This is a genomic window from Lysobacter sp. HA35, assembly GCF_054061195.1.
This window is the reverse complement of the sequence record NZ_JBSSDY010000001.1, coordinates 1,590,735-1,611,047: the sequence shown is the minus strand read 5'-3', so window position 1 is coordinate 1,611,047 and position 20,313 is coordinate 1,590,735. Positions and strand designations below refer to the sequence as shown.

The following is a 20,313-nucleotide window of genomic DNA, read 5'->3' as shown; positions in this document are numbered from 1 at the left end:
GTTACGCCTCACTGCCCGGTGATCGCGGTGAGCATGGTGCGCACCTTCGATTCGATGAAGTTGAGCGACGCCCGGTACTCGAGCGACGCCTGCGCGAACGCCGCCTTCGCGCGCTCGCCGTCGACGGTGTTGCCGTCGAGGCTGGGCTGCGAGGAGGGCGCGTCGAACTGCGCCCCGGCTGCGGCGGCGTTGATCGGGTCGGTGCCGGCGTCGGCAGCGGGCGCCATGGCGGCGTTGAGCGCCTTGGTGAAGTCCATGTCCTGCGCCCGGAACCCGGGCGTGTCGGCATTCGCGATGTTCGCGGACAGCAACTGCAGCCGCTGCTCGCGCAGGGCGAGGGCGGTGCCGTGGATGCCAAGGAAGGATTCGGTGGCCATGTAGCCCCTCCGGGGGCGGGATGTCGGAGGGAGTTAGGCAAGGGGTGTGCCAGCGGCAGGTTTCGGCTCTTGCCGTGGGCTCGCGGAGCGTTAGCCCGCTGCTCCGCTTCATGTTCTGCGGCCGCTTCGGCGACAGACGTCTGCCGTGTTCCGCCTTGGCCGGCACTTGCCACCTGCTAATGGACGCGGTCGGCTGGAGGCGACAGCAAGAGCGTTTCGTCCGCTGAAGCGGCCGAGTCACTTTTCTTTGCTGGTGTAAAGAAAAGTAACCAAAAGAAAGCACCTTTCTCGACGGATCTACAGCCTGCGATCGGGTTGCTCTGTCGGGATCGCCACACTCGGCATCCTGCCTCGGGTGGCGACGGCCGACGTCCTGTCGGCCGCCCCTTCGGGGTTTTTCCGGTTCGGGCGGCTGTTGGTGCGAAAGCGCGCGCACGCGAGCGCAAGAACGATTTGGCCGCGCGACTCGAATCGTGGGACCCGAAGGGCGGCGGCCATAGATGGCCGCCGTCCGCACCCGAGCCAGGATGGCGAGTGTGCGGATCGTATGGACTTACAAGCCGCGAGCTGTAGATCTGATCGGGGAAGGCGCTTTCTTTTGGTCACTTTTCTTTGCGCCCGCAAAGAAAAGTGACTCGGGCGCGTCAGCGCACGAAACGCCTGTGCTTTAAACAAGAACCCCAGAAGAAACAGCGTCTTACGCTGCCGCGCGCATACGCTGCAACGTCTGAATCCTCGCCTCGATCCGACTCGCCAACTCCCGCTCCGAATACTTCGGAACGAAGTCGTCCGCGCCCACCCGCTCGACCATCGCGTGGTTGAACACGCCGGACAGCGAGGTGTGCAGCAGCACGTGCAGGCCCCGCAGCGCCGGGGAGCGCCGGATTTCCGTCGTCAGGGTGTAGCCGTCCATCGCGGGCATCTCGATGTCCGAAATGACCATGGCGTAGCGGCGGTCGGGCGGGGTGCCGCCGTCGGCCAGCTGTTGCAGGTGTTCCAGTGCCTGGCGGCCGTCGGATAGCAGCGTCGCGCCGAGGCCGAGCTGGTCGAGGAGCTGGCGGATCTGGTTGCGGGCGACGCGCGAGTCGTCGACCACGAGCACTTCGCGCGGGATGTCGGTGGTGATGACCAGCGGCTGCACGCCAGCGGAGAGCGCGGCCCGCGGCGAGGCTTCGGCCAGCACGCTTTCCACGTCCAGCAGCTGGATCAGCTCCCCGTGGAAGCGGGTGACGCCGGTGAGGTAGTGGCATTCGCTGCCGAGGTCCGGCGGCGGCTGGATGTCCTCGACGGCGATGTTGACGATGCGTTCGACGCCGGCGACCAGGAAGCCCTGCACCGTGCGGTTGAACTCGGTGACGACCAGGTACGGCGGCTCCTGGCTACCTGCAGGCGCGGCGTGGCCGACCGCGCGGGCGAGGTCGAGCACGGGCACGGTGCGGCCGCGCACGTCGGCGGCGCCTGCGAAGGCCGGGGGCAGCTGCGGCAGGGTGAACAGGGGCGGGCGCGGGATGACTTCCTGCACTTTGAAGACGTTCACGCCAAAAAGCTGACGCGAGCCCAGCCGGAAGAGCAGGAGCGCAAGGCGGTTGTGGCCGGCCAGGCGCGTGCGTTGGTCGATTCGGTCGAGGAGGTCGCGGCTCATGCCCGCGTTGTCGGCGGGTTTTTCGCATCCTTGAGAGGCTTGGCGTGCGGGTCGTCGCGACTCCGGCACGGCGATTGCTTCAGTGCCCGCATGAACCGCTCCGCCCGCACCTCCCTGCTGCTGCGCTTCGCGATCTTCGCGATGCTGGCTGCCGTCATGCTGATGGCGCATGCCGCCGACGGCGTGACGCCGGTGGCCGACATCCTCAAGGCCGCGGAAGCCGCGCTGGGTGGCAACGGCGCGCAGGTAGAAGCACGTGTCGACGCCGCGGTGCGCATGCCCGCGTGCACTCAGCCTTTGGTGGGTACGGCGCTCGGCCCGCGCATGGCCGAGGTCCGCTGCCCCGATCCGTCGGGCTGGCGCCTGACCGTGCCGGCGCGCGTGCGTCGCGATGCGGATGTCGTCGTATTGATTGCTCCCGTGCAGGCCGGCGTGCCGATCGATGCGGCGCAGCTCGCCGTGCAGCGTCGTGACGTCGGGAACGGAAGTGGAGTGGGGATGTCGGATCCGTCGCAGGTCGCCGGGCATATCGCCCGTCGCGCCATGCCGGCGGGTGCGGTGGTGTCCGCCGGGGATCTCGCCGACGGCGCGGGTGCGCTGAAGCGCGGGGATCCGGTGGTGATCGTGTCGCGGGCGGGGGGTATCGAAGTCCGGATGGGCGGCCGCGCGCTGGGAGGCGCGATGGCCGGCGCGGTAGTCGCGGTCGAAAACCTGGAATCCAAGCGGATCGTGCGGGGGCGGCTGGTCGCCGACGGGGTGGTGGAAGTGCTGCAGTGACCGCCCGTCTGAACCGACGCCAAAAATCTGTGGGCTGGGCCTCAAGTCCGGCTACGGGTCGCCGTTACTGGCCATGACCGCTCACTCCCGGAGTTCGCCATGTCCACCAAGATCGATGGCCTGAGCCCGCCCCCGGCACGCGTCGCAGACACCGCGGCGTCGTCCAGCGTGGCGCGCGCGGGTACCGACCGCTCGAAGCCCGTTGCGGCCGCTCCGGCGACCGACAGCGTGCGTCTTACCGGTGAAGCCACGGGCCTCCAGGCCGCGGTGGAAGCCAAGCTCGGCCAGTCGGCGCCGCTCGACATGGCCAAAGTCAACGCCGTGCGTGCCGCGCTCGACGACGGCAGCTACCAGATCAATCCGCAGGACATCGCGAATCGACTGGTCGCCCTCGAGCGCCAGATGAGGGGATAAGCCATGCTCGCCGCCGCCTTCCATGCACCATCGCCTGCCATCGTGGGTGAAGCGCTCGACGCGCTCGAACGTGCATTGCAGGACGAGCGGCAGGCATTGCTCGACAACGACGCCGATGCGTTGTTGCGCTCCACACAGGAAAAGATCACCGCGCTGCGTCGCGCCGAAGCGCTGCAGCCGGGTCATGCCGATGCATCGCGCGTCACCGCGCTGAGCGAGCTCAACCGTTCGAACGGCATCCTGCTTTCGCGTCGACGTCGTGAAGTGACGTGGGCGCTGCGCCACCTGGGTCGCGTGGAGAGCTCCGGCGTGTACGATGCCGGAGGTCAGGCGGGCGTTCGCCCGCAGTCGCGATGCCTGGGCGTGGGATGAGCGCGAACGAGACCTCGATACCCGATCTTTCGAATTTATGGTCGGCCCAGATGCACTGGGCGGCCGATGTCGCGCCGATGGCCGTGCTGCTTCTCGACGCGCACGGCGAACTCGCCTACGCCAACGCAAGCGCACGACGCCTCGCATCGCGCCTCGAGCCCGGCTCGCATGGCGACCACGATGCGATGAAGCGCCTGCTCACGCTCGCCACTGAACAGGACTGGGCGATCGCGTGCGTGCAAGGCCATTCGCGCCGCGACGTGCAGGTGCGGCCCGACGTGATCCTCGCGCTCGAAGTTTTCTGCGGCAGCGGCGACAACAGCGGCCTTCGCTTCGTCGCGCTGACCGACATCTCCCAGCGCAGCGCGCGCGAGCGCGAACTGCAGCAGCGCCACGACGAACTCGAACGCGCATATCGATCACTGTCCGGCGCGCAGGAGCAGTTGCTGCAATCGGAAAAGATGGCGTCGATCGGCCAGCTCGCCGCCGGCGTCGCGCACGAGATCAACAACCCCATCGGCTACGTGCACAGCAACCTCGGCACGTTGCGCGAATATGTTTCCGCGCTGTTCGCGATGATCGAGACGTATGCGAGCGCGCTGGCCGCGCCGGATCCGCTGATCTATCGCAACGAGATCCGCGCCCATCGCGAGAAGCTCGACATCGACTTCATCCTCGGCGACCTGCCGCAGCTGCTCGACGAGTCGCGCGAAGGCATCGAGCGCGTCACGCGAATCGTGCAGGATTTGAAGGAGTTCTCGCACGTCGGCCGCAACGAGACGATGCGTCCGTCGGACCTGATCAAAGGGCTCGAGTCCACGCTCAACATCGTGTGGAACGACCTCAAGTACAAGGTCAAGCTCGAGAAGATCTACACCGAGGTGCCGCTGGTCGAATGCCATGCCTCCGAGATCAACCAGGTCTTCATGAACCTGCTGATCAACGCGGGCCAGTCCATCGCCGACCGCGGTGTCATCACGCTGGCCTGCGGCGTCGAGAACGACGAAGCCTGGGTGAGCATCGCCGACACCGGCTGCGGCATTCCCGAAGAAACACTCGGCCGCATCTTCGACCCGTTCTTTACGACCAAGCCGATCGGCCGCGGCACTGGGCTGGGGCTCGCGATCTCGTATCGCATCGTGGAAAAACACCACGGGCGCATCGAAGTGAACAGCTCGGTCGGACACGGCACGACCTTCCGCGTCGTGCTGCCGATCAAACAGCCGGAGCTCGCGTCAACCGCCTGAGGCGGCGGCAGCACCCGGCGACACGTCGCGTCGCGCACGCTTGATCTCGTACATCGCCGTGTCCGCGCGCGCGATCACCTGTTCGACATCGTCCTCGGGCTGCGCAAGCACCAGCCCGACGCTCGCGCCTTCGCTGCGCACGGGTATGCCCGACAGATCGAACGACGTCATCGTGCGTCGCGTCAGCCAGTTCTGCAGCACTTCGAGTGCGCGGTCCTGCCCGCCTTTCGAGATCGGCGCAACCACGATGAACTCGTCGCCGCCGATGCGGCCCAGAAGGTCGGCACGCCGCAGCGATGCACGCAGGCGATTCGCCATCGCGACCAGGAACAGGTCACCGATGCGATGGCCATGTTCGTCGTTAACGGCCTTGAAGTCGTCGAGATCGATGAAGCCGACCAGCAGCGCCATGCCGTCGCGACGCGTCCACGCCAGCATGCGGCCCAGCGTTTCGAGCACGTACTCGCGATTCGGCAGGCCGGTGAGCGGATCCTTGTGCGCGAGCGCGGCCAAGCGTTCCTGTGCTTCTTCGCTCTCGCGCACCAGCCGCTCGCGCGAGGCGAACTCACCGATCAGTCGCGCGATGATTTCCGGCGTCCACACCGCGTTCGTGGTCATCGCGACTTCGTGCGGGCTGAGCGCGCAGAGCGTGCCGATCATCGTGCCGTCCACGCGTACCGGCACCGATACGAAGGTGCGGATGCCGTACTCGCGCGCAAGCCACAGGTCGGCGAACGGCGTGCCGGCGCACTGCACGTAGAGCCGGCCTTCGTCGAAGGCGCGCTTGCACAGCGTGTCCCTCCACGGAATGCGCAGGCCTTCCGGGATGTCCATGCCTTCGTCGTGCACGTAGGCGATGCGCTGCATGCCGGGCTCTTCGTCCGGCTCGGTCAGCAGCGCGGCGGTCATGCCGGTGGAATGCACCAGCAGCCGCAGCAGCGGGCGCACCAGATCCTCACCCGTGCGGGCGCTGGATACCAGTTCAGCCAGATGCGCGAGGCGTTGACCCATGGACGGTGCGGGTGACGCGAGAAACGCCGGACCTTACCGTCGCGCCGTTAGGCATGGGTGAGGGCGCTAGAAGCCGACTTCCTCACCCGCATTGCGGCGCTCATGCGCGCGGAACGCGGCCTGGATGTGTTCCCGCAACTCGTCGTCGTTCCACGGCTTGGTGAGGAAGCGATAGATCGCGCCGTGATTGATCGCCTCGGTGATCGTCGCGAGGTCGGTATAGCCCGACAGCACCATGCGCACGGTGTCGGGATACAGGTCGCGAACGCGCGCGAGGAACTCGGTGCCGCTCATGTCGGGCATGCGCTGGTCGGAAACGATCACCTGCACGCGATTGCTCGCGAGCAGGTCGAACGCTTCGCGCACCGAGTTCGCGGTGAGGATGTGGTAGCCGTCGCGACGGAACAGGCGCACCAGCGAACGCAGCACGTTCTCTTCGTCGTCGAGCAGCAGCAGCGTGCGTTCGGGACGCGTCTGCGCGAATGCTTCTGGCAGCAGGAAGCGCTTGCGGATCAGCGCATCCAGCGCTTCGGCCGGCTGCGGCGCGTTGAAGATGTAGCCTTGGAAGAAATCGCAGTGGTTGCGGCGCAGGAAGCCGAGTTCCGCCTCGCTTTCCACGCCCTTCGCGCAGACCTTCATGTCCAGGCGATGGCCCATCGCGATGATGCCCCGCACGATCGCGGCCGAACGCGTATCGCTGGTGACGTTTCGGATGAACGATCGGTCGATCTTCAAACGATCGAGCGGGTACTGCGCGAGTGCGGCGAACGACAGTCCACCGAGGCCGAAGTCCTGCACCGTCAGGCATGCGCCGAGTTCACGCAGGCCGACCAGCGTTTCGTAGGTATGACGCGCATCCAGCGACAACGCGCCTTCGGGCACTTCGAACTCGAGCGCACGGCCGGGCAGGTTGAGTCGATGCAGCAGTTCACCGATGCGATCGCGACAGTCGGGTTGCGACAGCAGCGTCGTCGGCAGATGCACCGAGATGGTGAGGTAATCGATGCCTTCGTCGCGCCATTGCGCAAGCTGTCGCGCCGCCGCTTCCACAACCCACGAACCCAGACGCGCCGAAAGACCGACGCGCTCGACGATGTCGAGGAATCGGTTCGGACGCAGCAGGCCGTTGCCTTCGGAATTCCAGCGCAGCAGCGCAGAGAAGCCCGCGAGCGAGCCGTCGTGTCCGTTGACGAAGGGCTGGTAGAACAGCCGGAACTCGTCGCGATCGAATGCGTCGGCGAATCGCTGCGCGAAGCCGTCGTTGATCGGCCCGCGATCGGGGCGTCCCGAATACAGGCCGACGTTGTCGAGGCCGGTCTGCTTCGCATGACGCAACGCGTGCTCGGCCGTCGCAAGTAAGGCCGCGGCGTTCTGCGCGTGGTCGGGGAACACCGCGATGCCGATCGAGATGGTGATCGGCAACGTGTACGGCGGGATCGACAGCGGCACTTCGAACGCGTCGCGCAGCCGCTCGGCCAACGCTTCGCCGTCGGGTTCACCTTCGCGATAACCGAGGCCGGCGACGAATTCGTCGGTGCCGCGACGCCACAGCCATGCATCCGCGGGCATCGCATTGCGCAGGCGTTGCGCGACGGCGGCGAGCACCTGGTCGCCAACCGTTTCACCCATGTTGCTGTTGATCGAGCCGAACATGTCGACGTCGATGTGCAGCAGCGCGACCTTGCGTCGTGTCGCCGCGGCCGCCGCGATCGCGGTGGCGAGGCTGGGGCCGTTCGCGCCGAGGCGGTAGATGCCCGTCACCGGGTCGACCGGGACGCTGCCGTACTCGTCGTAGCGTTGGCTCATGCGCCCAGTCTAGGCGGTCGCACGGGCGCCGCGCAGCGCCCGTGCGAAGAAGCAGCCGTCGTCAGTGGGCCGCCGCGGGTGCGGGCGGCTTGGGCGCGCTGCCGAAGCTGCCGTCGGCCGACGCCGCGAGATACGCGAACACCGCATACGCCGCTGCGTTCTGCTGGATCGCGGCCGGGTCGATCTTGTCGAAGGTGTCGTCCGGCGTGTGGTGCAGGTCGAAGTACTGCGTCCCGTCCTGCGCGAGCGACGCCCACGCAAGGCCGAGCTGCGCGAACGGCCCGATGTCGGAGCTGGGGCCTTCGCCCTTGCCGGGTTCAAGGCGCTTGATGCCCAGCGGCGCGAGCGCCTGCAGGATCTGCTCGTCGGCTGCGCTTGCGTTGCCCGTCAGCGAACTCGCGTAACCGTAAATGCGATCCGCACCGAAATCGCTTTCCGCGCCGATCTGGTGTTTGGTGATGTCGGGCAGATGCTTCGTCGCATATGCGCGACCACCGAGCAGGCCCTGCTCCTCGTTCGCGAACGCGACCACGCGCACCGTGCGCGCCGGATGCTTCGGCAGCTTCGCGATCATCGCGCCCGCGGCCATGCTGATGCCGACGCCCGCGCCGTCGTCGATCGCGCCGGTGCCGAGGTCCCACGAATCGAGATGCCCGCCGATCACCACGACTTCGTCGGGCTTCGAGCTGCCGCGCACCTCGCCGATCACGTTGTACGACGTCGCTTCGCCGTTCCAACCGCAGTCCAGCGCAAAGCGCACGCGCTGCGGGCCCATCGCGACCAGGCGCGAGAGCTGCTGCGCATCCGGCGACGACAGCGCCGCGGCCGGAATCGCCTTGACGCCTTCGTCGAAGCGCGTCATGCCGGTGTGCGGCATGCGATGCGAGTCCGTACCAGCCGAATGCATGATGTAACCGAGCGCGCCCTTCATCGCCGCGGTGTTCGGGCCGCGCGAACGGATGCGCGAGCCCATGCCGTAGTCGTCGCCGCCCTGCTTGCGCTGCATCTGGAAGTCGATGAAGACGATCTTGCCGGCGACGGACGCGGCCGGCGCGGCTTCCAGCGATTCGAGATCGGTGAAGCGCACGACGTCGCCTTCAACGGTGCCGCCCGGGCTGCCGCCGAGCGCGGTGAGCTTCATCGGCTGCGAGTGCGCGCCGAGGATCATGCCGCTCTCGCTGTGACGCTCCCACTTCGGGAACGTCACCGGCTCGGTCCACACCTTGTCGTAGCCCAGCGACTTGAACTTCGCCTTCGCCCACTCGACGGCGCGTGCATCGGCCTCGCTGCCGGCCATGCGCGGGCCGACTTCGGTGGTCAGTGATTCGGTGATGCGGTACGCGAGGTCGCTCTGCAGTGCGGCCTCGCGCAGCTTGGTCGACTGCGCGATCGCGGCGTCGGGAATGCGCACCGGCCTGGAGGCGTCCGCGGCGAGCGCGGGCAGCGTCGCAAGGCCGAGGGAAAGTGCCGCAACGATCAACCGGGTGCGCATGCGTCGGACCTGCTCGGGGGAAACCCCGGAGGGTAGCAATGCGTCAGCCGTGCGGGGCCGTGACGATGGTCATGGTCATGTGACCGGCTTCGCCTTCAGCAGGTCGCGGATCTCGCGCAGCAGCACCACGTCCTCCGGCGGGGCGGGTGCGGCAGGCTCGGGCGCACGCAGGCGGTTGTAGGCGCGCAGCGCGATGAAGATGACGAAGGCGATGATCACGAAGTCGATCGTGGCCTGCAGCACCGTGCCGTACTTCAGCGCGATCTCGGGCGCCAAAACCTTGCCTGCGGGGCCGAGCTGCGCGGGCTTGAGCACCATCTTCCACTGGTCGACCTTGATGCCGCCGGTGGCCATCGCGATCACCGGCATCACCAGCCCGTCGACCAGCGCGCTCACGATCTTCCCAAAGGCCGCGCCGATCACCACACCGACCGCGAGGTCGACGACATTGCCGCGTGCGATGAAAGCCTTGAACTCGTCGAGGAATCGCACGCGGTGGTCTCCGGTGTCAGGCGGGCAGGATGCGGCCGTCCAGCACCGCGAGGTCATCGAACGTCGCGTGGAAGGTATCGCCGGGCACCATGGCGGCGACGCCGGCGGGGGTGCCCATGAAGATCAGGTCGCCAGCCTTCAACGCATACAGCCTGGACAGCTCGCGCACGATGTCCTCGACGTTCCACACCAGATCAGTGAGCGCGCCGTGCTGGCGCTGCTGGCCGTTGATGTCGAGCGTGATCGAACGCTGCGTGTAGTCGCCGACGCGGGCCGCCGGCACGAGCGAGCTGACAGGGGCGGAATGGTCGAACGCCTTGCCGATGTCCCACGGTAGGCCCTTCGCCTTCGCATTGCCCTGCAGGTCGCGACGCGTGAGGTCGAGCCCGACGCCGTAGCCGAACACGAGGTCGAGCGCGTTCGCGGGGTCGATCACGCCGTGCGGCGCGTCCTTGCCCAGCGCGACGACGAGTTCGACCTCGTGATGCAGATCGTTCGTACCGGGCGGGTAGGGCACCTGGCCGTCGAGCACGATGGCGTCGGCCGGCTTGAGGAAGAACACCGGCGTGCCGCGGTCGACCTTCGACGTTGGCACCGCCGCGCCCATCTCGCGCGCGTGGTCGGCGAAGTTGCGGCCGACGCAGTAGATGCGGCGGACGGGAAAATGATCGGAGCTGCCGTCGACCGGAATGCGGACCGGCGCGGGTGCGGAAACGACGTCGGCCATGCTCAGCGCGAGAGCAGCGCGCGCGGGACGACGCGATACGAGCCGTCGAGAACGCGCGGATCTTGCACGGCGCGCGGCGAGCGACGCAGCAGGCGCCAGCCGAGGCCACCAACGATCATCACCGCCCCGAGCACTACTGCGGCCGCGACCAAGCCCACCAGCAGCACGAGGCCCAGCAGCGCTAGGACCACGCGCAGCACGCGATGACGCGGCTTGCGCGGCTCGATGACGCTGCGGAACACGCTACGGACGGGGCGCTCGGCACGGCCGAGCAGATCGGAAAAGCGGAGCAGGGTGTGCAGTCGCATGCGAAACTCGACGGTGTTGCGAGCGTCGGAGTATCCGGCGCTGATCCGGCCGTCGTGTGAGGGAAGTGTTAAGCAGATGATCCAAGTTCTCGTTTCGCTGGCCGCGTTGGCCGACGGTCAGCCGTCCGAAGCCGAAGCGCGCGTCGACGGCGAAGCCGAGTCGTTGATCCTCGTGCGCTCCGGCGAGCGCGTGGACGCCTTCCTCAACATCTGCCCGCACGCCGGCCGCCGGCTGGACTGGGCGCCGGGCAAGTTCCTGCTCAGCAAGGATGGCCTGCTGGTGTGCGCGGCGCACGGCGCATCGTTCGCGCTGCCCTCGGGCGAATGCGTGGCCGGGCCGTGCAAGGGCGACTCGCTGCGACGCGTCGACGTGCGCGTCGAGGATGGCGAGGTCCGGCTCGACTAGGCGCCGACGCGACGCCGAACGGCGTCGATATCGCGTACCGGCCGCACTTCGATCGCGCCATAGCGTGTCCACGGCATCGACTCGGCGATGCGCACTGCTTCGTCCATGTCGGCGGCTTCGATCAGGTTGAAGCCGGCGAGGTATTCCTTGGTTTCCGCGAACGGGCCGTCGCTGATGCGCACGGCGCCATCGCGATGGCGCACCGCACGCGCGGTCGACGGCAGCTCGAGCTGTTGCGACTGAAGCATGCAGCCCTGCTCGCGCAGTTCGTCCGCGTTGACCAGGCAGTGATGCATGTGGCGGTCGAACTCCTCGGGCGGAAGTTCGGCCAAGCGCGCTTCGTCGATGTAGACAAGCAGAAGGAATTGCATGGGTGGCGTCCGGACGGCGGTCGCCGACATGCTGCGCGCACGGGCCGCGGCTGTCACGCCGCCCCGCAGCGCGATGCGCGATCGAGCAGAACGCGCTGCTCGAGCAGAACGCGCTGCTCGCGTGCGTTGCGGCTCAGCGCAGCGGCGCGTTCGAAATCGACGCGTGCTTCGTCGCTGCGGCCGAGACGATCCAGCAGGTCCGCCCGCACCGCAGGCAGTAGCGCGTAGTCGGCCAGCGAGCCATCGTGGATGAGCCGGTCGACGCGTTGCAATGCGCGCTCGGGCCCGAAGGCCATCGACTCGGCGACCGCGCGATTGAGTTCCACGACAGGCGAGCCCGTTACGTCCGACAACCGTGCGTACAGCGTCGCGATGCGCGACCAGTCCGTCGCATCGGCCGACGTCGCACGCGCATGGCATGCGGCGATCGCGGCCTGCAGCGAGTACGGACTCTCCGCGCCGCCGAGCGCGACGGCGCGATCGAGCGCGGCCAGGCCATGAAGGATCAGCGTGCGATCCCAGCGACGCCGATCCTGGTCGGCGAGCAGGATCGCGTTGCCCTCCGCATCCGTCCGCGCCTTCAGCCGCGACGCCTGCAGTTCCATCAGTGCGACGAGCCCGTGCACTTCGGATTCGTCCGGCATCAGGCCGGCGAGCACGCGGCCGAGACGCATCGCGTCCTCGCACAACGCCGGGCGCACCAGGTCGTCGCCCGATGTCGCCGAATAACCTTCATTGAAGACGAGATAGACGACTTGCAGCACCGCATCGACCCGCTCGGGCAGTTCGTCGCGTCGCGGCACCTCGAACGGCACCTTCGCGTCGCGCAGCTTCTGTTTGGCGCGCACGATGCGCTGCGAGATCGTCGACTCGCGCGTCAGGAACGCTCGCGCAATTTCCTCGACGGTGAGGCCGCCGAGCAGGCGCAGCGTGAGTGCGACCCGGGCGTCGACCGGCAGCACCGGATGGCAGGACACGAACATCAGTCGCAGCAGGTCGTCGCCGATGCCGTCGTCCGCATTCATGGCCGGGCCTCCATCGATCGACGCCTCGTGCAGGTCAAGCTCCACCGCGTACTCCCGTTGCCGCTCGCCATGCAGCGCGCGCTGGCGCAGGTGGTCGATGGCGCGATGCTTGGCCGCGGTCATCAGCCATGCGGCAGCATTCGACGGCACGCCGTCGACCGGCCAACGCTGCAACGCCTGCAGCAATACGTCCTGCACGAGTTCTTCCGCGGTGCCGACATCGCCGGTCATGCGTGTGACGCGCGCGACGAGCCGTGGCGATTCCATTCGCCACAGCGTGTCGAGCTGGCGCGCCACCTGATCCGTCATGCGGCGGACGGTTCCTGCACCGGTATCTGCGCTTCGTCGATCCATGACAGCGCCCATTGATGGCCGTCGGGGTCGTTGAAGCCCCGCTGGTACATGAAGCCGTAGTCGTCGGTATCGCCGCCGTTGGTCGCGCCATTGGCGAGCGCGATGCGGTGCAGTTCGTCGACTTGGGCGCGCGTGTCCAGCCACAGCGCGAGCAGCGCATTCGATGCGGTCATCGGGTCACCCATCGGTTTGGGTGTGAGCGTCTGATAGAACTCGCGGGAGACCAGCATCACCTGGATGCCGTCGTTGATGATCATGCAGGCCGCGTTGCCGCCGGTGAATTTCGGGTTGAATGCAAAGCCGAGCGCATCGAAGAACTTGCGGCTGCGCGCGACGTCGACGACGGGCAGGCTGACGAACAGTTTGCGGGACATGGTGTTCTCCTCAACCTTGCGGCGGCATGTAGTTGATCATCCACGCCTTGCCGTAACGATCCACCAGCATGCCGAAGCGTTCGGCCCAGAATGTCTTCTCGAGCGGCATGCGGATGTCCGCGCCTTCCGAGAGCTTCGCCCAGATGCGTTCGGCGTCGGCGGCGCTGTCGGCCATGACATTGATGCTGGTGCCACGGCCCTGCGAAATTTCGCTACCGCAGCCGACCTGTCCATCGGCGCCCATCAACGCCGCGTCGCCGATCTGAAGATGGATGTGCATGAGGCGATCATGTTGATCCGCCGGCATGTCGGCGGCCATCGGCGACTGGCCGAGCGTCATCTGGAACACGATCTCGCCGCCGAGCGCCGCGCGGTAGAAATCGAAAGCTTCGCGACAATTGCCGTCGAAGGCGAGGTAGGTGATCAGTTGCATGTGCTGTGTCCTTTGGATGTCGTGGCGCGGGTGATCAGGGCGTCGCGGTCTGCGCGCGCAGCTTCGCTTCGCGGTCGCGAAGCTCGGGCGGCAGTAGTTCCAGGAAGTCGTCCATTTCGAATACGGGGCGGATCTCCAGCTCACCGCCGTCTGCATGCGGCGGCGGGCAGCGACGCGCCCACTCGATCGCCTCGTCCATCGAGCGCACCTGCCACAGCCAGAAACCGGCGACGAGCTCGCGTGTCTCGGCAAACGGGCCTTCGGTAATCGAGCGGTTCGCGCCGTCGAAACCGATGCGCACGCCGTTGGACGACGCCTTCAGCCCTTCCGCCGCCAGCAGCACGCCGGCCTTGACCAGCTCTTCGTTGAACTTGCCCATCGCCTCGAAGAGGGACGGGTCGGGCAGCACGCCCGCTTCGGACGCCTTGCTCGCTTTCACCAGCACCATCACGCGCATCGTCGTTCTCCAGTAAGCCAGCGATTGCCGGCCTTCATGGGATACGACGAACGGCGCGGATCGATTTCGACATCGCCAGCGCATCGGCCGACGAACGGTCGAGCGCGCGTCAGAACAGGATGTTGATCATCACCACGATGACGAACGAATAGATCAGCGACAGCGGGCCGCCGATGCGCCAGAGGTCGCGTGGGCTGTAGCCCGCGGGGCCGGCGATCATCGAGATGACCGGGTTCGACGCGGTCATGAAGTTGTTCGATGCCGACAACGCGACGGTGAGCGCGAAGGCGGTCGGATCGCCACCCGAGGCGAGCGCCAGGTTGATCGCGAGCGGCACCACGACGATCGTCGCGCCGACATGGCTGATCACCAGCGAAAGCGCCGTGGTGCCGATCGCGATGAGGATCTGCAGCAGCCAGGTCGGCGTGCCCGACGGCAGGCGTTCGACCGTGTGCCCGGCGAGCCATGCGGCGGCGCCGCTGGAATCCATCGCCCAGCCGAGGGGGATCAGGCAGGCCATCAGGAAGACCGTCTTCCAGTTGATCGCCTGGTACGCCTCGTCGATGTCGATGACGCCGGCGATCAGCATGCCGGCCACGCCCGTCATCAGCGCGATCGACACCGGCAGGCGCGACGACAGCGCCAGCAGCATCGCGACGGTGAAGATGACGATCGCGATGCGGAACTTGTGCGGGCGCTGCTTGGCCTTCGGGTAGTCGGTGACGATCGCGACTTCGCGAGTCGACGCGATTTCTGCGAGGTCCGTCCAGATGCTGTGGAAGACGAGCATGTCGCCGGCACGCAGCGCGACGTCGCGCACGTCGTCGCGGATCACTTCGCGGCCGCGGTTGATCGCCAGGAGATAGATGCCGTAACGGCGACGCAGCTGCAACTCGCCCGCAGTCTTGCCGATGTAGCGCGATGTCGCCGGCACTACCGCTTCGGAAATGCCGGCGCGTGCGGGATTGAACAGGTCGGCGAAGTTGCGCAGCCGCGTGCCGATACGCAGGAACTGCGCCTGCGCGAAATCCGTCACCTGCTGCTGCGGGCCCATCACGCCGAGCACGCTGCCGGCGAGCAGCCGTGCATCGGCCGCGGGCGAGAGGCGGCTTTCGTCGCCGGTCTTGAGCGCCAGCAGCATGGGCACGCCGTGCAGGCGTTCGACATCGCCGATGCTGAGCCCGACCAGCGGGCTGTCGTCGGTCACTTCGAGCTCGTAGACATCGCCTTCGATGCCGTGCGCCTGCGCGAAGTAGCTTTCGGTGCGGCCGGGCGTCGCGCCTTTGCCTTCATCGTCCGGCAGCGCCTTCAGCCCGCGGAAGTGGAAGTAGGCGAGCGAGGAGGCGAGCAGCACCAGGCCGATCGGCATTGGCCGGAACATGTGCAGCGGTTCGAGCGTCGCCGCACCGGACGGCAGGTTCGCGTTCGCCGCGACCAGAAGGTCGTTGAGAAGAATGAGTGGCGAGTTGCCGACCATCGTCAGCCCGCCACCCATCACGATCGCGGCGGCGATCGGCAGTAGCAGCTTCGGCAGCGACAGGCCGGTGCGCGATGACAGGCGCGCGGCAACGGGCATGTACAAGGCCATCACCGACGGGTTCTGCATGAACGACGAGTTGAGGCCGGCGATGCCCGTCGTCAACAGGAACAGGCGTTGTTCGTCGCCATGCGCGCGTCGCAGCAGCCAGCCGGCGAGGCGATTGAGTGCGCCGGTGCGATCGAGCCCGGCGCCGAGGATCATCGTCGAGATAATCGAGATGACGGCGTTGCCCGAGAAGCCGTTGAACAACGCATCGGGCTCGATGATGCCGGTGAGGCCGAGCAGCACCAGCACGACCAGCGCGACGACGTCGGCGCGGATCCGCTCGAACAGGAACATCACCATGGTGAAGGCGGTGATCGCCAGCACCACGACCATGTCCTGCGTCAGCGGAAGCGCGACGTCATCCATCGCTCAGCGGGCTCCGGATCGCGCGTCGTGCGCGTGTGGGGCGGTGCAGGCGAGGGCGACGGTTTGCGTCATCCCACGCGGTCGTACAGAAGGTCCCAGACGCCGTGTCCGAGTTTCAGGCCGCGCTTCTCGAAATGCGTTTCGGGACGCCACTCGGGCCGCGGCACGAATCCGCGCGGACCGGCACGATTGACGATGCCCGGCGTCGCGTCGAGCACGTCCCACATGTGTTCGGCATAGCCTTCCCAGTCGGTCGCAAGATGCAGCAACCCGCCCGGCGCAAGCTTGCGCACGAGCAGCTGCGCGAACGCGGGCTGCACGAGGCGTCGCTTGTGATGCTTCGACTTGTGCCACGGGTCCGGGAAGTAGATGCGAACTTCCTGCAGCGCGCCGTCGGCGATCTCGTTCTCGAGCACTTCGACGGCGTCGTGGTGATAGACGCGTGCGTTCGTCGTACCGTCGGCAGCGAGTGCATTGAGCAGCCGACCAACGCCCGGCGCATGCACTTCGATGCCGACGTAGTCGCGTGCCGGGTCGTTCGTCGACGCGAAACGAAACGCCTCGCCGTTGCCGAAGCCGACCTCGAGCACGCGCGGCGCATGTCGGCCGAAGGCGGCGTCGAAATCGCGCGGCTGCGCGGTGTAGTCAAGGCCGTAGCGCGGCCACTGGTCGTCGAACGCACGCTGTTGCGCGTCGCTGAAGCGCCCCTGCCGCAGCACGAAACTGCGGATGCGACGGTGGCCTTCTTCGACGGTGAAGGGTTTCGCCTGCGGGACGTGCGGCTCCGTCATCAGCCGATCAGTCCGTCCACCGGGGACGACGCGCTCGCGAAGCGCTTGCGCGGGATGCGGCCGGCCTTGAACGCGGCGCGGCCAGCTTCCACTGCGAGCTTCATCGCATGCGCCATCAGCACCGGATCCTTTGCGCCGGCGATCGCGGTGTTCATCAGCACGCCGTCGCAGCCGAGCTCCATCGCAATGCTCGCGTCGGATGCAGTGCCGACGCCGGCGTCGACGATGATCGGCACCTTCGCCTGCTCGATGATCTCGATCAGGTTGTACTTGTTCTGGATGCCGAGGCCGGAGCCGATCGGCGCGGCGAGCGGCATCACCGCCACGCAGCCGATCTCTTCGAGTCGCTTGGCGAGGATTGGGTCGTCGCTGGTGTAGACCATCACGTCGAAGCCGTCGGCGACGAGCGTTTCCGCGGCGGCGAGCGTCTGCACCACGTCGGGATACAGCGTGCGCTGGTCGCCGAGCACTTCGAGCTTGACCAGCTTGTGGCCGTCGAGCAGCTCGCGCGCAAGGCGGCAGGTGCGCACCGCGTCGTCGGCGGTGTAGCAGCCGGCGGTGTTCGGAAGGATGGTGAAGCGCTCGGGCGGCAGCACGTCGAGCAGGTTCGGCTCGCCGGGGTTCTGGCCGATGTTGGTGCGGCGGATCGCGACGGTGACGATCTGCGCGCCGGCGGCGTCGGTGGCGCGGCGCGTCTCGTCGAGATCGGCGAACTTGCCGGTGCCGGTCAGAAGGCGCGAGGAATAGGTGACACCCGCGATGACGAGCGGGTCGGACGAGGCGAAATCGATCATCGGTGGATTATCGCATCGTGAGTGGTGGGAGCGGATTGGGTGGGCGAGTCGTGGTGGCGGGCGACTTCCGTAGCGCGTTGTCCGGGCGGCGTCGGCGGCGGTCCAGGAATCACGGGGCAGCGCGGTCGGCCACGCGTCGCGCCACGTTGGTCTTTCGCTGCGGCACCCGGTCGCGCACCGCTCACCCGGTCGGCGCTCGCGGCGCCGGCGTTCGAACAGGCCACCCGGTGGTGCCGCGTTAGCGGCCCGCTCTCACCCACCTCCCAACGCATGCACGATCTCGACCCGGTCGCCGTCGTGCAGCGCATGCCCCGCATGCCGGCTGCGCGGGACGATCTCGCCGTTGATCTCGACCGCCACCCGGCGTTCGCCGAGGCCCTCGCGTTCCAGCAGGCGAAGCAGGTCGGTGGAGGCGGGCACGCTGCGGGGCTCGCCGTTGAGCTGGAGGTTGAGGCTCGATTCCATGGCCCATTGTCGCCCCGCCGGGCGGCCCTCGCATCCCTTCGTGAAGCGGTTTGGCCTATGTCGGACGCCGCTTGCGTAACGGGACCTTCACGTGCTTCGATGCCGGCCATCCGCCCGCGTACGCGGCGGTCCCACCGTTTTCAAGGACGCAACGATGAAACCTGTTCGTACCGCGCTGGCCGCCGCGCTCGCTCTTGCCGCGATGCCCGCCTTCGCGCAGACCTATTCCCAGACCGTGTTCTTCGGCGACTCGCTGACCGATACAGGCGCGCTTCGTCCGGCACTGGTCGCGCAGGCCGGTCCATCCGCCGCCATCGCGGGTCGCTTCACCACGAACCCGGCTCTGATCTGGGCCGAGTATCTGGCCGACTTCTACGGCACCAGCGCGACGCCGTACTACCAGTACGGGTTGCCGAACACGCCTACGGCGCGGACGACGAACCCGAGCGGCACGGATTTCGCGATCGGTGGCGCTCGTGTCGCTGTGGACGCGCCGAATCCGTTTGCCCCGACTCTGCCGGCAGCGATCGCGCCGCCGGTGGCCTCCCTGCAGACACAGGTCAATACGTACCTCGCCAATAACGGCGGCCGCGCGGATCCGAATGCGTTGTATACCGTCTGGGGTGGTGCGAACGACATCTTCAATGCGCCAACGAGTTCGCCGACGGCCGCAGGCGCTGCAGTGGGCGCTGCGGCGACTGCCCAGGTCGCGATCGTCAATCAGCTGAGCAACGCGGGCGCCCGGTACATCGTCGTGGCCACCGTTCCAGACATCGGTGCGACGCCGTCCGCTGCCGCACAGCACACGACGACGCAGGGTACGCAGTTGTCGACGCTGTACAACAACACGCTTTTCAGCGGCCTGGCCGCCGGCAGCGCTAACGTAATCCCGCTCGACACGTTCCATCTGTTGGGCGAGGTCATCGCGAATCCCGCGCAGTTCGGTATCGCCGACGTTACGCATACAGCCTGCCAGCCGCAGATCACGGCGCAGTCGCTGACATGTAATCCGACGACGTACATCAACGCAAACGCGCCGTACACCTATCTGTTCGCCGACGGCGTCCACCCGACGCTCGCCGGCCACCAGATCATGGGCGACTACGCGATCTCGATCCTCGAGGCGCCGCGCCAGGTGCAGCTGCTGACGCACACCACGTCGGTCATCAACCGCTCGCGCGCCGAAGTCGTTGGTGGCGAGGCGATGGCGCGTTCGATCGCCGACGGCGAAGGCATGCGCTGGTGGGCGAACGCCCGCGGCGACTTCCAGCGTTACGGCAAGGGCGACCTGTATGACGGCACCGGTCCGTCGCTGACCGGCGGCGTCGACTGGAAGTCTGGCAATGTCGTGTACGGCGGCTTCGGTGGCTTCGGCCGCAGCTCGTTCGACTGGGGCAACAACGGCGGCGAGTTCGACCAGCACGACGCGACGCTTGGCGGCTACATCGCCTGGCACAGCGACGCGGCATGGGTCGACGGCCAGCTGAGCTACACGCGCACCAACTACGACACCGACCGCCATGTGCAGCTGGGCAACGCCGAGCGCATCCACCGCGGCGGCACCAACGGCAACACGCTGACGCTCGGCGCCGAAGGCGGTTGGGAGTTCGGCACCGGCGCGTTCAAGCACGGCCCCGTGATCGGCGTGCTGTCGCAGCACATCGACATCGACGGCTTCGAGGAAGACCAGGCGACGCTGTCCACCTCGCTTGCCTATCCGGACCAGTCGTTCGATTCGCTGATCGGCAAGATCGGTTGGCAGGCGCATTACGACGCCGGCGTCGTGATGCCGTATGCCCGCCTGACCTTCGACCGCGAGTTCGAGGACCAGCCGGACCAGGCATTCGCGCGTTCGCAGTCGCTGTCGACCACGGGTGACTACGCGGTGCCGGGCGTCCAGCTCGACGACACGTACTCGACGCTGGCGTTCGGCGTGCGCACCAAGGCGTTCGGCCTCGACACCAACATCGGTGCGAGCCTGACCGAGATGCAGAAGGGCGGCAACGACGCGTCGGTGTTCCTGACCGTCGGCAGCGGGTTCTGATCGACCGCCGCGCGCGTTGCCAAGCGGCGCGCGCGCGGCCTAGACTTCAGGCCTCGCGGGTGTAGTTCAATGGTAGAACTGCAGCTTCCCAAGCTGCTAGCGTGGGTTCGATTCCCATCACCCGCTCCACATAAACGAAACGGCGACCAGTCACACTGGCCGCCGTTTTCGTTTTCGCCAGGG

General features: G+C 67.3%; 23 protein-coding genes and 1 tRNA gene. 7 read left to right on the top strand and 17 right to left on the bottom strand.

The annotated features are described in order from the left end of the window. Positions 1–8: 8 nt before the first annotated feature. Together flgB and ACVWZN_RS07865 are read right to left on the bottom strand one after the other, a co-directional pair. Positions 9–377: a flagellar basal body rod protein FlgB gene (gene flgB / locus ACVWZN_RS07870; protein WP_027083268.1), complete on the bottom strand. Its 369-nt coding sequence runs from the start codon at positions 375–377 to the stop codon at positions 9–11. 697 nt (positions 378–1,074) lie between these two features. Beyond that, positions 1,075–2,019, bottom strand: coding sequence for a chemotaxis protein (locus ACVWZN_RS07865; protein ID WP_456953317.1), 945 nt, complete (start codon positions 2,017–2,019; stop codon positions 1,075–1,077). Between ACVWZN_RS07865 and flgA the strand changes: the two genes are divergently transcribed. The 4 genes from flgA to ACVWZN_RS07845 all read left to right on the top strand — a co-directional run bounded on the left by flgA (position 1,987) and on the right by ACVWZN_RS07845 (position 4,829). After that, the gene (gene flgA / locus ACVWZN_RS07860; protein ID WP_456953316.1) at positions 1,987–2,796 is read left to right on the top strand and encodes a flagellar basal body P-ring formation chaperone FlgA; all 810 of its coding nucleotides are present in this window, start codon (positions 1,987–1,989) and stop codon (positions 2,794–2,796) included. The two genes, ACVWZN_RS07865 and flgA, sit on opposite strands and share 33 nt — an antisense overlap. Positions 2,797–2,895: 99 nt before the next feature. After that, positions 2,896–3,210, top strand: coding sequence for a flagellar biosynthesis anti-sigma factor FlgM (gene flgM / locus ACVWZN_RS07855; RefSeq protein WP_027083271.1), 315 nt, complete (start codon positions 2,896–2,898; stop codon positions 3,208–3,210). Positions 3,211–3,213: 3 nt separating this feature from the next. After that, positions 3,214–3,582: a flagellar protein FlgN gene (locus ACVWZN_RS07850; RefSeq protein ID WP_051235215.1), complete on the top strand. Its 369-nt coding sequence runs from the start codon at positions 3,214–3,216 to the stop codon at positions 3,580–3,582. A 50-nt stretch (positions 3,583–3,632) separates the two neighbouring features. After that, a complete protein-coding gene (locus ACVWZN_RS07845) occupies positions 3,633–4,829 on the top strand; it encodes an ATP-binding protein (protein WP_456953315.1) in 1,197 nt (398 codons plus the stop codon). Here the strand turns inward: ACVWZN_RS07845 and ACVWZN_RS07840 are convergent. The 6 genes from ACVWZN_RS07840 to ACVWZN_RS07815 form a co-directional block, all read right to left on the bottom strand. Continuing rightward, positions 4,818–5,840, bottom strand: a complete 1,023-nt coding sequence (locus tag ACVWZN_RS07840) for a sensor domain-containing diguanylate cyclase (RefSeq protein WP_456953314.1) — start codon at positions 5,838–5,840, stop codon at positions 4,818–4,820. The genes ACVWZN_RS07845 and ACVWZN_RS07840 overlap by 12 nt on opposite strands. Positions 5,841–5,906: 66 nt before the next feature. Further along, the gene (locus ACVWZN_RS07835; RefSeq protein ID WP_456953313.1) at positions 5,907–7,646 is read right to left on the bottom strand and encodes an EAL domain-containing protein; all 1,740 of its coding nucleotides are present in this window, start codon (positions 7,644–7,646) and stop codon (positions 5,907–5,909) included. Between the two features lie 61 nt (positions 7,647–7,707). After that, entirely contained in the window at positions 7,708–9,138 is a 1,431-nt protein-coding gene (locus ACVWZN_RS07830; RefSeq protein WP_456953312.1) for a M28 family peptidase, read from the bottom strand. A gap of 75 nt (positions 9,139–9,213) precedes the next feature. Continuing rightward, positions 9,214–9,630, bottom strand: coding sequence for a large-conductance mechanosensitive channel protein MscL (gene mscL / locus ACVWZN_RS07825; RefSeq protein ID WP_027083275.1), 417 nt, complete (start codon positions 9,628–9,630; stop codon positions 9,214–9,216). A 16-nt stretch (positions 9,631–9,646) separates the two neighbouring features. Then, positions 9,647–10,357 (bottom strand): fumarylacetoacetate hydrolase family protein, encoded by a 711-nt coding sequence (locus tag ACVWZN_RS07820; protein ID WP_456953311.1) that lies wholly within the window; start codon positions 10,355–10,357, stop codon positions 9,647–9,649. Between the two features lie 2 nt (positions 10,358–10,359). Further along, entirely contained in the window at positions 10,360–10,665 is a 306-nt protein-coding gene (locus ACVWZN_RS07815; RefSeq protein ID WP_051235221.1) for a hypothetical protein, read from the bottom strand. Positions 10,666–10,741: 76 nt separating this feature from the next. Here ACVWZN_RS07815 and ACVWZN_RS07810 point away from each other — a divergent pair, with 76 nt between their 5' ends. Continuing rightward, a complete protein-coding gene (locus ACVWZN_RS07810; RefSeq protein WP_456953310.1) occupies positions 10,742–11,071 on the top strand; it encodes a Rieske (2Fe-2S) protein in 330 nt (109 codons plus the stop codon). On the opposite strand, the gene ACVWZN_RS07805 is transcribed toward ACVWZN_RS07810, so the two are convergent. The 9 genes from ACVWZN_RS07805 to thiS form a co-directional block, all read right to left on the bottom strand. Beyond that, positions 11,068–11,442, bottom strand: coding sequence for a YciI family protein (locus ACVWZN_RS07805; protein WP_456953309.1), 375 nt, complete (start codon positions 11,440–11,442; stop codon positions 11,068–11,070). The genes ACVWZN_RS07810 and ACVWZN_RS07805 overlap by 4 nt on opposite strands. A gap of 53 nt (positions 11,443–11,495) precedes the next feature. After that, entirely contained in the window at positions 11,496–12,776 is a 1,281-nt protein-coding gene (locus ACVWZN_RS07800; RefSeq protein ID WP_456953308.1) for an RNA polymerase sigma factor, read from the bottom strand. Then, positions 12,773–13,195 carry a VOC family protein gene (locus ACVWZN_RS07795; RefSeq protein ID WP_456953307.1) on the bottom strand — a complete coding sequence of 141 codons (423 nt, stop codon included), beginning with the start codon at positions 13,193–13,195 and terminating at the stop codon, positions 12,773–12,775. The genes ACVWZN_RS07800 and ACVWZN_RS07795 overlap by 4 nt, the downstream gene beginning before the upstream one ends. 10 nt (positions 13,196–13,205) lie before the next feature. Next, entirely contained in the window at positions 13,206–13,628 is a 423-nt protein-coding gene (locus tag ACVWZN_RS07790; protein WP_456953306.1) for a VOC family protein, read from the bottom strand. A 34-nt stretch (positions 13,629–13,662) separates the two neighbouring features. Beyond that, positions 13,663–14,085 carry a YciI family protein gene (locus tag ACVWZN_RS07785; RefSeq protein WP_456953305.1) on the bottom strand — a complete coding sequence of 141 codons (423 nt, stop codon included), beginning with the start codon at positions 14,083–14,085 and terminating at the stop codon, positions 13,663–13,665. A 109-nt stretch (positions 14,086–14,194) separates the two neighbouring features. Further along, on the bottom strand, positions 14,195–16,036 hold the full coding sequence (locus ACVWZN_RS07780) for an SLC13 family permease (protein WP_456953304.1): 1,842 nt from the start codon (positions 16,034–16,036) through the stop codon (positions 14,195–14,197). Between the two features lie 68 nt (positions 16,037–16,104). Beyond that, positions 16,105–16,827 (bottom strand): tRNA (guanosine(46)-N7)-methyltransferase TrmB, encoded by a 723-nt coding sequence (gene trmB, locus ACVWZN_RS07775; RefSeq protein WP_456953303.1) that lies wholly within the window; start codon positions 16,825–16,827, stop codon positions 16,105–16,107. Further along, a complete protein-coding gene (locus tag ACVWZN_RS07770) occupies positions 16,827–17,621 on the bottom strand; it encodes a thiazole synthase (protein ID WP_456953302.1) in 795 nt (264 codons plus the stop codon). Before ACVWZN_RS07770 ends, trmB begins: the two co-directional genes overlap by 1 nt. 252 nt (positions 17,622–17,873) lie before the next feature. Continuing rightward, the gene (gene thiS / locus ACVWZN_RS07765; protein WP_456953301.1) at positions 17,874–18,086 is read right to left on the bottom strand and encodes a sulfur carrier protein ThiS; all 213 of its coding nucleotides are present in this window, start codon (positions 18,084–18,086) and stop codon (positions 17,874–17,876) included. A 154-nt stretch (positions 18,087–18,240) separates the two neighbouring features. Between thiS and ACVWZN_RS07760 the strand changes: the two genes are divergently transcribed. Together ACVWZN_RS07760 and ACVWZN_RS07755 are read left to right on the top strand one after the other, a co-directional pair. Continuing rightward, positions 18,241–20,130 carry an autotransporter domain-containing protein gene (locus tag ACVWZN_RS07760; protein ID WP_456953300.1) on the top strand — a complete coding sequence of 630 codons (1,890 nt, stop codon included), beginning with the start codon at positions 18,241–18,243 and terminating at the stop codon, positions 20,128–20,130. Positions 20,131–20,185: 55 nt separating this feature from the next. Then, a tRNA-Gly gene (locus ACVWZN_RS07755) sits at positions 20,186–20,259 on the top strand. The last annotated feature ends 54 nt before the right edge of the window (positions 20,260–20,313 follow it).

Coding starts and splice junctions, on each gene's coding strand:
- ACVWZN_RS07830 (WP_456953312.1), bottom strand. CDS start 9,138: ATGCGCACCCGGTTGATCGTTGCGGCACTTTCCCTCGGCCTTGCGACG.
- thiS (WP_456953301.1), bottom strand. CDS start 18,086: ATGGAATCGAGCCTCAACCTCCAGCTCAACGGCGAGCCCCGCAGCGTG.
- ACVWZN_RS07785 (WP_456953305.1), bottom strand. CDS start 14,085: ATGCGCGTGATGGTGCTGGTGAAAGCGAGCAAGGCGTCCGAAGCGGGC.
- ACVWZN_RS07760 (WP_456953300.1), top strand. CDS start 18,241: ATGAAACCTGTTCGTACCGCGCTGGCCGCCGCGCTCGCTCTTGCCGCG.
- ACVWZN_RS07800 (WP_456953308.1), bottom strand. CDS start 12,776: ATGACGGATCAGGTGGCGCGCCAGCTCGACACGCTGTGGCGAATGGAA.
- ACVWZN_RS07835 (WP_456953313.1), bottom strand. CDS start 7,646: ATGAGCCAACGCTACGACGAGTACGGCAGCGTCCCGGTCGACCCGGTG.
- ACVWZN_RS07850 (WP_051235215.1), top strand. CDS start 3,214: ATGCTCGCCGCCGCCTTCCATGCACCATCGCCTGCCATCGTGGGTGAA.
- ACVWZN_RS07810 (WP_456953310.1), top strand. CDS start 10,742: ATGATCCAAGTTCTCGTTTCGCTGGCCGCGTTGGCCGACGGTCAGCCG.
- ACVWZN_RS07840 (WP_456953314.1), bottom strand. CDS start 5,840: ATGGGTCAACGCCTCGCGCATCTGGCTGAACTGGTATCCAGCGCCCGC.
- ACVWZN_RS07790 (WP_456953306.1), bottom strand. CDS start 13,628: ATGCAACTGATCACCTACCTCGCCTTCGACGGCAATTGTCGCGAAGCT.
- flgM (WP_027083271.1), top strand. CDS start 2,896: ATGTCCACCAAGATCGATGGCCTGAGCCCGCCCCCGGCACGCGTCGCA.
- ACVWZN_RS07845 (WP_456953315.1), top strand. CDS start 3,633: ATGCACTGGGCGGCCGATGTCGCGCCGATGGCCGTGCTGCTTCTCGAC.
- ACVWZN_RS07770 (WP_456953302.1), bottom strand. CDS start 17,621: ATGATCGATTTCGCCTCGTCCGACCCGCTCGTCATCGCGGGTGTCACC.
- ACVWZN_RS07805 (WP_456953309.1), bottom strand. CDS start 11,442: ATGCAATTCCTTCTGCTTGTCTACATCGACGAAGCGCGCTTGGCCGAA.
- ACVWZN_RS07865 (WP_456953317.1), bottom strand. CDS start 2,019: ATGAGCCGCGACCTCCTCGACCGAATCGACCAACGCACGCGCCTGGCC.
- ACVWZN_RS07780 (WP_456953304.1), bottom strand. CDS start 16,036: ATGGATGACGTCGCGCTTCCGCTGACGCAGGACATGGTCGTGGTGCTG.
- ACVWZN_RS07815 (WP_051235221.1), bottom strand. CDS start 10,665: ATGCGACTGCACACCCTGCTCCGCTTTTCCGATCTGCTCGGCCGTGCC.
- trmB (WP_456953303.1), bottom strand. CDS start 16,827: ATGACGGAGCCGCACGTCCCGCAGGCGAAACCCTTCACCGTCGAAGAA.
- ACVWZN_RS07795 (WP_456953307.1), bottom strand. CDS start 13,195: ATGTCCCGCAAACTGTTCGTCAGCCTGCCCGTCGTCGACGTCGCGCGC.
- flgB (WP_027083268.1), bottom strand. CDS start 377: ATGGCCACCGAATCCTTCCTTGGCATCCACGGCACCGCCCTCGCCCTG.
- ACVWZN_RS07820 (WP_456953311.1), bottom strand. CDS start 10,357: ATGGCCGACGTCGTTTCCGCACCCGCGCCGGTCCGCATTCCGGTCGAC.